The sequence below is a fragment of the Micromonospora sp. CNZ285 genome (genome assembly GCF_004637285.1).
The window spans coordinates 5695959-5707288 of the sequence record NZ_SPQD01000001.1 but is presented as its reverse complement, the minus strand read 5'-3'; the positions used below and the strand labels follow the sequence as shown (position 1 = coordinate 5707288).

Genomic DNA, 11330 nt, shown 5'->3' with positions numbered 1-11330 from the left:
GGGGGCGGCCGCGTTGAGGTCGATCACGCCAGCCACCCCGCCTGCACCGCCAGGAACGCCGCCACAACGAGCAGCGCGCCGGTCAGGATCGAGGTCGCGTACGACCGCACGAAGCCGGTCTGGAGCCGCCGGAGCCGGCCCGAGCCCCCGCCCACGGCGGCGGCCAGGCCGTTGACCAGCCCGTCGACGCCCCGGTTGTCGAGGAACACCAGCGCCCGGGTGAGGAAGATGCCCGGCTTCTCGAAGACCGCCTCGTTGAAGGCGTCCGTGTAGAGGTTCCGGCGCGCGGCGGTTACCACCACGCCGGCCGGCTGCGGCTCGGTGGCCGTACCGGAGCGGAACAGGAACCAGGCCAGCCCGGCGCCCAGCACGGTGACCAGCAGCGACAGCGCGGTGAGCAGCCAGTGCGCCAGCACCGGCGCGTGCTCCCCGCTCTCGGCGCCGAGCCCGTTGGTGGCGGTGAGCCAGTCCGGCACGGAGGTGGCGAGCAGGAAGCCCGCGCCGACCGAGCCGATCGCCAGCAGGATCAGCGGAACGGTCATCAGCTTCGGCGACTCGTGCGGGTGCTCGATGTCCTCGGTCCAGCGCTTCGGGCCGTGGAACGTGAGCACGAACAGCCGCGTCATGTAGAACGCGGTGAGCCCGGCGCCGAGCAGCGCGGCCATGCCGAACAGCCAGGCCGTCCAGCCCTCCCGCTCGAACGCGGCCACGATGATCGGCTCCTTGGAGAAGTAGCCGGAGAACGGGAACATGCCGATGATGGCGAGCCAGCCCATCATGAACGTCAGCCAGGTGACCTTCATGTACTTGGACAGCCCGCCGAAGCGGCGGATGTCCACCTGGTCGTTCATGCCGTGCATGACCGAGCCGGCGCCGAGGAACATGTTGGCCTTGAAGAAGCCGTGCGCCAGCAGGTGCACGATGGCCAGCGCGTACGCGGCGCCGCCGAGGCCGACGCCCAGGAACATGTAGCCGATCTGGCTCACCGTCGACCAGGCCAGCACGCGCTTGATGTCGTCCTTGGCCGCGCCGATGATGCAGCCCATCAGCAGCGTGAGCGCGCCGACGCTGACCACCACGAGCTGGAGCGTCTCGTTGGCCGAGAAGATCGCGTTGGAGCGGGCGATCAGGTAGACGCCCGCGGTGACCATGGTGGCCGCGTGGATGAGCGCGGACACCGGGGTCGGGCCCTCCATCGCGTCCGGCAACCACGCCTGGAGCGGGAACTGGCCGGACTTGCCGGCCGCGCCGAGCAGGAGCAGCAGGCCGAGCACCAGCACGGTGGTCGAGGTCAGCGAGCCGACCCCGTTGAACACCTCGTCGTACTGGGTGGTGCCGAGCATGGCGAACATGATGAAGATGCCGATGGCCAGGCCGGCGTCGCCGACCCGGTTCATCAGGAACGCCTTCTTGCCGGCGGTGGCCGCGCTGGGCCGGCCGTACCAGAAGGAGATCAGCAGGTACGACGCCAGGCCGACGCCCTCCCAGCCGAAGTAGAGCATCACGTAGTTGTTGCCGAGCACCAGCAGGAGCATGGCGGCGACGAACAGGTTGAAGTACGCGAAGAACAGCCGCCGGCCCGCGTCGTGCGCCATGTACTCCACGGCGTAGAGGTGGATCAGGAAGCCCACCCCGGTGATCAGCAGGACGAAGACCGCGGCCAGCGGGTCGAAGAGCAGACCGAAGTCCACCTTCAGGTTGCCGACCGCCATGAAGTCCCAGAGGCTCAGCTCGACCTGCTTGTTCTCCAGCCCGCGGAGCTGGAAGAAGTAGGTGAGCCCGAGCACGAAGGCGGCGCCGATGGCGCCCACGCCCAGCCAGTGGCCCCAGCGGTCGGCCCGCCTGCCGAGCAGCAGCAGGATCGCCGCGCTGACCAGCGGGATCGCCACCAGCAGCCAGACACTGCCCAGCATCCCGTCCGCCGTGGCGAAGGTGACGGCTTCGGCTGGCTCAGACTGGGCGATCGTCAGAATCTGTTCCACCACGAGCCCCTCAGTACTTCAGCAGGTTGGCGTCGTCGACGCTGGCCGAGCGCCGGGTCCGGAAGATCGCCATGATGATCGCGAGCCCGACCACGACCTCGGCCGCCGCCACCACCATCACGAAGAACGCCATGATCTGGCCGTTCAGGTCGCCGTTGATCCGGCTGAACGTGACCAGGGTCAGGTTGGCCGCGTTGAGCATCAGCTCGATGCACATGAACAGCACGATCGCGTTGCGCCGGACCAGCACGCCCACGGCGCCGATGGTGAACAGCACCGCCGCGAGGATGAGGTAGTAGTCCGGGGTCACCGTGCCAGCCTTTCGTTCGCGACTGCGGGGCTCCGCTTCGCTGCACTCCTCGCGCTCACCGATCAGTCCCCTTCGGTGCGGTCTCCTCGGCCGTCAGCTCGCGCACCGGCATGATCTCCGGAATGCTGCGGTCGGTCAGCCGGCCGTCGGGCAGACGGGCCGGGGTGGCCACCGAGGAGGACGTGGCGTAGACGCCCGGGCCGGGCTTCGGTCCGGGGTAGTTGCCGGGGCGGAACCGCGCCTTCATGGTGGCGATCTGGTCCATCCGGTCCGCCTTGCGCCGCTCCACGTGCGCCAGCACCATCGCGCCGACGGCGGCGGTGATCAGCAGCGCCGAGGTCAGCTCGAAGGCGAAGACGTACTTGGTGAACAGCAGCCGGGCGATGCCCTGGACGTTGCCCTCACCGTTCGCCTCGTCGAGCCCGACCGGCTGGACGCCGTCGAGCGCGCGGTAGAGGCCGGTGCCCACCAAGCCGGCGAAGCCGAGCCCGAGGACCACGGCGGCGACCCGCTGACCGCGCAGCGTCTCGATGAGCGAGTCGGACGCGTCCCGGCCGACGAGCATCAGCACGAACAGGAACAGCATCATGATCGCGCCGGTGTAGACGATGATCTGCACCATGCCGATGAACGGCCCGGCCTGGAGCACGTAGAACACGCCCAGGCAGAGCATGGTCAGCACCAGCCAGAGCGCGGAGTGGACCGCGTTGCGGGCCCACACCATGCCGACCGCGCCGAGCAGGGCCAGCGGGGCGAGGATCCAGAAGGTGACCTCCTCACCCCCGGACACCTGGCCGGCGGCGGCGAGCACCGTTGCCGAGGTCATGCCTTGCCTCCCTTGCCCGCCGCGGCGGCGGACCGCTGCTCGGCCTGCTCGGCGCCGGGGAAGGTCACGCCCGGGTGCTCCTCCACCTGGTACCGGCCGGGGCCCATCGGCGAGCGCTCGGCGCCGGCCGAGGTGCCCGGGTTGGTGAGCGCGCCGACGTAGTAGTCCTTCTCGCTGTCGCCCAGCCGCATCGGGTGCGGCGGCTGCTCCATGCCTTCGAGCAGCGGCGCGAGCAGCTGCTCCTTGGTGAAGATCAGGTCCTGCCGGTTGTCCCGGGCCAGCTCGTACTCGTTGCTCATGGTGAGCGAACGGGTCGGGCAGGCCTCGATGCAGAGCCCGCAGAAGATGCACCGGGCGTAGTTGATCTGGTAGGTGCTGGCGTACCGCTCACCCGGGGAGAAGCGCTGCTCCTCGGTGTTGTCGCCACCCTCCACGTAGATCGCGTCGGCCGGGCAGGCCCAGGCGCACAGCTCGCAGCCGATGCACTTCTCCAGCCCGTCCGGGTGCCGGTTGAGGATGTGCCGCCCGTGGTAGCGCGGCGCCGAGACCGGCGGCTTGAACGGGTAGTCGGTGGTGACGACCTTCTTGAACATGTGCGAGAAGGTGACACCGAAGCCCTTGAACGTTCCGGTGATCGCGCCCACGTCACACCTCCCTGGAGTCCGGGCCGGCGACCACGTTGGCCGGCTCCCGCTCGGCGAGCACGCGCTTCGTACGCGGGCTCGGCGGAACCTGAAGATCCATCGGCGGCAGCGGGAAGCTGCCGTACGGCCGGGTGTCCGCCTGCTCCTGCAGCGACGGCTTCGGCTCCTTCTTCCGCGACGGCCAGAAGAGCGTGGCCAGCAGCAGCACGCCCGCGCCGACGGCGGTGACGAGCAGCCGGTCCCGGGTCTGCCAGTCCTCGATCGAGCGCAGCCCGGCGAGCACCATGATCCAGACGAGGTTCAGCGGCAGCAGCACCTTCCAGCCGAACCGCATGAACTGGTCGTACCGGAGCCGGGGCAGCGTGCCGCGCAGCCAGACGAAGACGAACACCAGCATGATGACCTTGCCGAAGAACCACAGCATCGGCCACCAGCCCTCGTTGGCGCCCGACCAGATCGTGATCGGCCACGGGGCGTGCCAGCCGCCGAGGAACAGCGTCACGGTGAACGCCGACATGGTCACCATCGCGACGTACTCGCTGAGCATGAACAGCGCGAACTTCAGCGAGCTGTACTCGGTCTGGAAACCGGCCACCAGCTCCGACTCCGCCTCGGGCAGGTCGAACGGCGCCCGGTTCGTCTCACCGACGATGGCGATGAAGAACATGATGAAGCTGGGCAGCAGCAGGATCGCGTACCAGCCGGGCGCGGCGAGGTCGAGGCCGCCGATGCTCAGCCGGGTGCCGTCGCCCTGCGCGGCGACGATCCCGCTCGTCGACATGGTGCCCGCGGTCATGAACACCGCGACCACGCTCAGGCCCATAGTGACCTCGTACGAGACCAGCTGGGCCGCCGAGCGCAGACCGCCGAGCAGCGGGTAGGTGGAGCCGCTGGCCCAGCCGCCGAGCACGATGCCGTACACGGCGAGCGAGGAGAAGGCCAGCACCACCAGCACCGCCACCGACACGTCGGTGACCTGCAGCGGCGTCCGGTGCCCGAAGATGCTCACCATCGGGCCGAACGGGATCACCGACAGCGCGGTGACCGCGCAGACCACGGAGATCACCGGGGCGAAGAAGTAGACGACCTTGTCGGCCTTGCGCGGGAGGATGTCCTCCTTGAAGGCCAGCTTCACGCCGTCGGCGAGCGTCTGGAGCAGACCGAACGGGCCGGCCTGGTTGGGGCCGGGCCGCACCGCCATGCGGCCGACGACCCGGCGCTCGAACCAGACGCCGAGCAGCGTGGCCGCCACGGCGACGACGAACGCGAACAGGATCTTGCCGAGGACCAGCCACCACGGGTCCCTGCCGAAGTCGGCAAGCGTCGGGTCCTGCGCCGCGAGGATGACGGGGTTCACTGCACCCACCTTTCGTTCCCGACTGCGGAGACGCTCACCACGTCGCCGGACGTCGCGCCGAGGCCGCGCCGCACGGTGGAGCCGGGTGAGTTGGTCGGCAGCCAGACGACGCCGTCGGGCATCTCGGTGATCGCCGCCGGCAGCGTGATCGCGCCGCGGTCGGTGCCCACCGTGACCGGGTCACCGTCGGCGACGCCCAGCGCCTCGGCGGTGCCCTTGCCGAGCCGGACCACCGGCGGGCGGGCGGTGCCAGCGAGGTGCTCGTCGCCGTCGGTGAGGCTGCCCAGGTCGATCAGCTGGTGCCAGGTGGCGAGCACCGCCTCGCCCGGTCCGGGCTGCCGCACGGCGGCCGGCTCGACCGAGGGCGCCGACGGCCGCTCGACCCGGGTGCGCGGCAGCGCGCCCAGCTCGCGCCGGATGCTCGGCACGTCGCCGGTACCCAGCCGCACGTCGAGCTGCGCGGCGAGCGCGTCGAGGATGCGGGCGTCGGTCATCGCGCCGGTGTCCAGCACCTTCTCGAACGTGCGCAGCCGGCCCTCCCAGTCCAGGAAGCTGCCGGCCTTCTCGACCACCGGCGCGACCGGCAGGACCACGTCGGCGCGGCGGGACACCGCGCTCATCCGCAGTTCCAGGCTGACCAGGAACGGCACCGCGTCCAGTGCGGACTCGGCCAGGCGCGGGTCGGCCAGGTCGGCCGGGTCGACCCCGGCCACCACCAGGGCGCCGATCTGGCCGTTCACGGCGGCGGTGAGGATGCCGTCGGTGTCGCGGCCGGCCTGGCTGGGGATCACACCGGCCGGGATGTCCCACGCCTCGCCCAGCTCCGCGCGCGCGGCCGGCTCGGTGACGACCCGGCCGCCGGGGAGCAGGTTGGGCAGGCAGCCCGCGTCGACAGCGCCGCGGTCGCCCGCGCGCCGCGGCACCCAGACCAGCCGGGCCCCGGTACGCCGGGCGACGTCCGCCGCCGCCGACAGCCCGCCCGGCACCTCGGCCAGGCGCTCGCCGACGATGAGGATCGCGCCGGGCTGACCCAGCGCCTCGGCCACCGTGGCGTGCTCGGCCAGCACGCCGGCCTCCTCGCCGGGCACCACCCGGGCCAGCTTGGCCCCGAGCTTCTCCAGGCCGCGCGTGGCGAACGGCGCGAGGGCGTACACGGTGAGCTTCTTCTTCAGGTACGCCTTGCGCAGCCGCAGGAAGAGGATCGGGCACTCCTCCTCCGGCTCCAGGCCGACGAGCACCACGGCGGGCGCGTTCTCCACGTCCGTGTAGGTCACGTCGGTGACCCCGGCGACGCTGCTGGCCAGGAAGTCGGCCTCCTCGCGGGAGACCGGGCGGGCCCGGAAGTCGATGTCGTTCGTGTGCAGCGCGATGCGGGCGAACTTCGCGTACGCGTAGGCGTCCTCGACGGTGAGCCGGCCGCCGGTCAGCACCGCCGTGCCGGTCGCGCCGTCGCGGGCCGCGCGCAGCCCCTCGGCGGCCCGGGTCAGCGCCTCGCTCCAGGACGCCTCGCGCAGCTCACCGGTCTTCTCGTCGCGCACCATCGGGGTGCTGATCCGGTCGAACGCGCGGGTGTACTGGAAGCCCCAGCGGCCCTTGTCGCAGTTCCACTCCTCGTTCACCGCCGGGTCGTCGCCGGCCAGCCGGCGCAGCACCTTGCCGCGCCGCCAGTCGGTGCGCTGGGCGCAGCCGGCCGAGCAGTGCTCGCAGACGCTGGGCGTGGAGACCAGGTCGAACGGGCGGGCCCGGAACCGGTACTGCGTGCCGGTGAGCGCGCCCACCGGGCAGATCTGCACGGTGTTGCCGGAGAAGTACGAGTTGAACGGGACGTCCCCCTCGTCGCCCTCCTCGCCGTACGCGTCGTCCCGGTAGATGTTGATCTCCTCGTGCGAGGAGCGTCCCATCAGGTCGATGAACTTGTCGCCGGCGATCTCCTCGGAGAACCGGGTGCACCGCTGGCAGAGCACGCAGCGCTCGCGGTCGAGCAGCACCTGGGTGCTGATCGGCAGCGGCTTCGGGTACTCCCGCTTGTGCTCGTGGAACCGCGAGTCCGTCCGGCCGGTGGACATCGCCTGGTTCTGCAGCGGGCACTCGCCGCCCTTGTCGCACATCGGGCAGTCCAGGGGGTGGTTGAGGAGCAGCAGCTCCATCACCCCCTCCTGGGCCTTCTTGGCGACCGGGGAGGTGAGCTGCGTCCGCACCACCATGCCGTCGGCGACGGTCTGGGTGCAGGAGGCGACCGGCTTGCGCTGGCCCTCCACCTCCACCAGGCACTGCCGGCAGGCGCCGGCCGGGGCCAGCAGCGGGTGGTCGCAGAAGCGCGGGATCTCGGTGCCGAGCTGCTCGGCGACGCGGATCAGCAGCGCGCCCTTGGGCGCGGTGACCTCGACGCCGTCGATGGTCAGCGTGACGGTCTCGGTCTGCTTGGCTACGTCGGTCATCAGTGAGCTCCAACCAGAGACTTGTCGGAGAGCCTCGGAGCGGTACGTCCCTCGATGTAGTCGAGGTAGTCCTGCTTGAAGTACTTCAGCGACGAGGTCACCGAGCTGGTAGCGCCGTCACCCAGACCGCAGAACGAGCGGCCGAGGATGTTGTCGCAGGTGTCGAGCAGGGTGTCCAGGTCCTCGTGGGTGCCCTGGCCGGCCAGGATGCGCCGGTAGACCCGGACCATCCAGTAGTTGCCCTCCCGGCACGGGGTGCACTTGCCGCACGACTCGTGGTGGTAGAACTCCAGCCACCGGTAGGTCGCGTACACCGGGCAGTCCTGGTCGGAGAAGATCTGCGTAGCAGTGGTGCCCAGGATCGAGCCGGCCGCCGCCACCCCCTCGAAGTCCAGCGGCACGTCCAGGTGCTCGGCGGTCAGCAGCGGCGTCGACGAGCCACCCGGGGTCCAGAACCTCAGGTTGTGCCCGGGCTTCATGCCGCCGGCCAGCTCGATCAGCTCGCGCAGCGTGATGCCCATCGAGCACTCGTACTGGCCGGGGTTGGCGATCCGGCCGGACAGCGAGTAGATCATCGGGCCGGACGACTTCTCCGTGCCCATCGTCTTCCACCAGTCCGCGCCACCGAGCACGATGTACGGCACGCTGGCGATGGTGCCGACGTTGTTGACCACGGTCGGGCTGGCGTACAGGCCGTGGGTCGCCGGGAACGGCGGGCGCAGCCGGGGCTGGCCGCGGAAGCCCTCCAGCGAGTCCAGCAGCGCGGTCTCCTCACCGCAGATGTACGCACCGGCGCCGGAGTGCACCACCAGGTCCAGGTCGAAGCCCGAGCCGAGGATGTTCCGGCCGAGGTAACCCTTGGCGTACGCCTCGTCGACGGCGCTGCGCAGCCGCCGGGCGGCGTGCACCGCCTCACCGCGGATGTAGATGTACGCCCGGTTGGCCCGGATCGCGTACGAGGCGATAATGACGCCCTCGACCAGCGAGTGCGGGTCGTGGGTCATCAGCGGCAGGTCCTTGCAGGTGCCCGGCTCGCCCTCGTCGGCGTTCACCACCAGGTAGTGCGGCTTGCCGTCGCCCTGCGGGATGAACCCCCACTTGAGACCGGTCGGGAAGCCCGCGCCGCCCCGGCCGCGCAGTCCGGAGTCCTTGACCAGCTGGATCAGGTCGTCCGGGTGCGCGTTGAGCGCCTTGCGCAGGGCGGCGTAGCCGTCCAGCTTCTCGTAGGTGCCGAGCCGCCACGCGTCCGGCGAGAGCCAGCGCTTGGTGAGCACCGGCGTGAGCTTGGCCAGCGTCTCCGGCCGAGGAGTGGTCACTTCCGGACCCCCGTTCCGCTCGCGTCCGCCGGGTCGGCGCCGTCCGCGCCCGTACCGGACTCCGCTTCCTTGAGGTTGCGCTCCTGCGCGCCGGCCGCGTCGCCGGCGGGCTTGCCGTCGCCGGCCGGCGGGTTCGCCGCCACGCCGGCCGCCTCCGCCGCCCGCGCGTCGCGCGGCGCCGGAGCCGGTCCGTCCACCGGGACCTTGGTGCCGGGGGCGTCCGGCACCGGGGTGCTCGCGTCCGGCTGCCGCGTCTCGGCGGTACGCACCTGCGGCGACTTGTCGTCCGGCGCCTTCACGTCCGGCGCGGTGCTGCCGGTGGCCGCCTCCGGCTTGGCCGGCTCGGGCGCGGGGGCCGGCTTGGCGGCCTCGGCCTTCGCCTTCGCCTCGGCGGCGGCCCGGTCGGCCTCGGCCTTGCTGCGGATCGGGGTCTTCGGGTCGAAGCCCGGCACCGAGACGCCGTGCTGCTCGGCCAGGCGCAGACCGCGCAGGCTCGGTTCGCCCGGCCCGCCGTCGGCCACCGCGCCGTCGCGCTCGTCGGCGAAACCGGCGAGCTGGACCGCCATCTCCTTGAGCGTGCACAGCCGCGCCCCACGGGTCGGCATCGGCCGGCCACCGGCGCGCAGCTCCTCGACCACGTCGACGGCGGCCTGCGGCTCCACGTTGTCGAAGAAGTCGTAGTTGACTGTCATCACCGGGCCGTAGTCGCACGCCGCCAGGCACTCGGCGTGCTCCAGGGTGATCTTCCCGTCGGCGGTGGTCTCCTCGTGCCCGACGCCGAGGTGCTCGGCCAGGGTGTCGTAGACCTTCTGCCCGCCGAGCACGTCGCACATCGTGTTGGTGCAGACGCTCACCAGGTAGTCACCGGTGGGCTTGCGCTTGTACATGGTGTAGAAGGTGGCGACGGCGCCGACCTGGGCCTTGTTGAGCCCGAGCACCTCGGCGCAGAACTCGACACCGGCCGGGGAGACGTAGCCCTCCTCGGACTGGACCAGGTGCAGCAGCGGCAGCAGCGCCGAGCGGGACCGGTCCGCCGGGTACCGGGCGATGATCTCCCGGGCCCGGGCGCGAGTCGTTTCGGTAAAGCTCATCGGTCACAACCACCCATCACGGGGTCCAGCGAGGCGCCGCCGGCGATCACGTCGGCGATCAGGCCGCCCTCGGCCATCGCCGGGAGGGCCTGGAGGTTGACGAAGCTCGGCTCCCGGTAGTGCACCCGGTAGGGCCGGGTGCCGCCGTCGGACACCGCGTGCACGCCCAGCTCGCCGCGGGGCGACTCGATGCCGACGTACACCTGGCCCGGCGGAACCCGGAAGCCCTCGGTGACGAGCTTGAAGTGGTGGATCAGCGACTCCATCGACTGACCCATGATCTTGGCGACGTGCTCCAGCGAGTTGCCCATGCCGTCCACGCCGATGGCGAGCTGCGCCGGCCAGGCGATCTTCTTGTCGGACACCATCACCGGGCCGGGCTTCAGGCGGTCCAGCGCCTGCTCGATCAGCTTCAGCGACTCGCGGATCTCCGCCACCCGGACCAGGTAGCGGCCCCACACGTCACCGTCGGTGTGCGTCGGCACGTCGAACTCGTACGTCTCGTAACCGCAGTACGGCATCGTCTTGCGCAGGTCCCAGGCGAGGCCCGCGGACCGCAGCACCGGGCCGGTGACGCCGAGCGCCATGCAGGCGGTCACGTCGAGCACCGCGACGTGCTGCGTACGCTCCAGCCAGATCGGCTGGCCGGACAGCAGGTTCTCGTACTCCTTGAGCCGCTTCGGCATGAGCTGGAGGAAGTCGCGGATCTTGCGGATCGCGTCGTCCGGCACGTCCTGCGCCACACCGCCCGGCCGCACGTACGCGTGGTTCATCCGCAGGCCGGTGATGGTCTCGAAGATGTCGAGGACGTACTCCCGCTCGCGGAAGCCGTACAGCATCATGTTGATCGCGCCCAGCTCCATGGCGGTGGTCGCCAGCCAGACCAGGTGCGACGAGACGCGGTTGAGCTCCATCATCAGCACGCGGATGGTGGTGGCCCGCTCGGTGATGTCGTCGGTGATGCCGAGCAGCTTCTCCACCGCGAGCGCGTACGCCGTCTCGTTGAACAGCGGCGAGAGGTAGTCCATCCGGGTCACGAACGTCGAACCCTGGACCCAGTTGCGGTACTCCAGGTTCTTCTCGATGCCGGTGTGCAGGTAGCCGACGACCGAGCGGGCCTCGCGGACCGTCTCGCCCTCCAGCTCCAGGACCAGCCGGAGCACGCCGTGGGTGGACGGGTGCTGCGGACCCATGTTGACGACGATCCGCTCGTCGTTGATCGGGTCCGTGCCGGAGACGACCTCGTCCCAGTCCCCGCCGGTGACGGTGAAGACCTTGCCCTCGGTCGTCTCGCGCTCGGTCGCGTAGTTCGACGTGGTCACAGTGCCAACCCTCCGTTCGCGACTGCGGGGCTCCGCTTCGCTGC

Annotated in this window: 9 protein-coding genes; all 9 read right to left on the bottom strand. The window is 70.8% G+C overall.

Features of this window, described 5'->3' with window-relative positions; translation table 11 throughout:
• Window positions 1–23 precede the first annotated feature (23 nt).
• From nuoL to CLT75_RS26160, 9 genes are read right to left on the bottom strand one after another with little or no spacing between them, the layout of a single operon-like run.
• Entirely contained in the window at window positions 24–1985 is a 1962-nt protein-coding gene (gene nuoL / locus CLT75_RS26200; protein ID WP_135242897.1) for an NADH-quinone oxidoreductase subunit L, read from the bottom strand.
• Between the two features lie 7 nt (window positions 1986–1992).
• A complete protein-coding gene (gene nuoK / locus CLT75_RS26195; protein WP_013283611.1) occupies window positions 1993–2292 on the bottom strand; it encodes an NADH-quinone oxidoreductase subunit NuoK in 300 nt (99 codons plus the stop codon).
• A gap of 55 nt (window positions 2293–2347) precedes the next feature.
• Entirely contained in the window at window positions 2348–3118 is a 771-nt protein-coding gene (locus CLT75_RS26190) for an NADH-quinone oxidoreductase subunit J (RefSeq protein WP_135242896.1), read from the bottom strand.
• Window positions 3115–3762: an NADH-quinone oxidoreductase subunit NuoI gene (gene nuoI, locus CLT75_RS26185; protein ID WP_013283609.1), complete on the bottom strand. Its 648-nt coding sequence runs from the start codon at window positions 3760–3762 to the stop codon at window positions 3115–3117. Before nuoI ends, CLT75_RS26190 begins: the two co-directional genes overlap by 4 nt.
• A 1-nt stretch (window position 3763) precedes the next feature.
• Entirely contained in the window at window positions 3764–5119 is a 1356-nt protein-coding gene (nuoH, locus tag CLT75_RS26180) for an NADH-quinone oxidoreductase subunit NuoH (RefSeq protein ID WP_135242895.1), read from the bottom strand.
• Entirely contained in the window at window positions 5116–7557 is a 2442-nt protein-coding gene (locus tag CLT75_RS26175; protein ID WP_135242894.1) for an NADH-quinone oxidoreductase subunit G, read from the bottom strand. The genes nuoH and CLT75_RS26175 overlap by 4 nt, the downstream gene beginning before the upstream one ends.
• Window positions 7557–8873 carry an NADH-quinone oxidoreductase subunit NuoF gene (nuoF, locus tag CLT75_RS26170; RefSeq protein ID WP_135242893.1) on the bottom strand — a complete coding sequence of 439 codons (1317 nt, stop codon included), beginning with the start codon at window positions 8871–8873 and terminating at the stop codon, window positions 7557–7559. The genes CLT75_RS26175 and nuoF overlap by 1 nt, the downstream gene beginning before the upstream one ends.
• Window positions 8870–9964, bottom strand: coding sequence for an NADH-quinone oxidoreductase subunit NuoE (gene nuoE, locus CLT75_RS26165; RefSeq protein WP_135242892.1), 1095 nt, complete (start codon window positions 9962–9964; stop codon window positions 8870–8872). The genes nuoF and nuoE overlap by 4 nt, the downstream gene beginning before the upstream one ends.
• Window positions 9961–11286 (bottom strand): NADH-quinone oxidoreductase subunit D, encoded by a 1326-nt coding sequence (locus CLT75_RS26160; RefSeq protein WP_120572080.1) that lies wholly within the window; start codon window positions 11284–11286, stop codon window positions 9961–9963. Before CLT75_RS26160 ends, nuoE begins: the two co-directional genes overlap by 4 nt.
• Window positions 11287–11330 lie beyond the last annotated feature (44 nt).

Excerpts from the sequence above, each read along its gene's own strand:
- nuoE (WP_135242892.1), bottom strand. The coding sequence starts at position 9,964 with ATGAGCTTTACCGAAACGACTCGCGCCCGGGCCCGGGAGATCATCGCC.
- CLT75_RS26190 (WP_135242896.1), bottom strand. The coding sequence starts at position 3,118 with ATGACCTCGGCAACGGTGCTCGCCGCCGCCGGCCAGGTGTCCGGGGGT.
- CLT75_RS26175 (WP_135242894.1), bottom strand. The coding sequence starts at position 7,557 with ATGACCGACGTAGCCAAGCAGACCGAGACCGTCACGCTGACCATCGAC.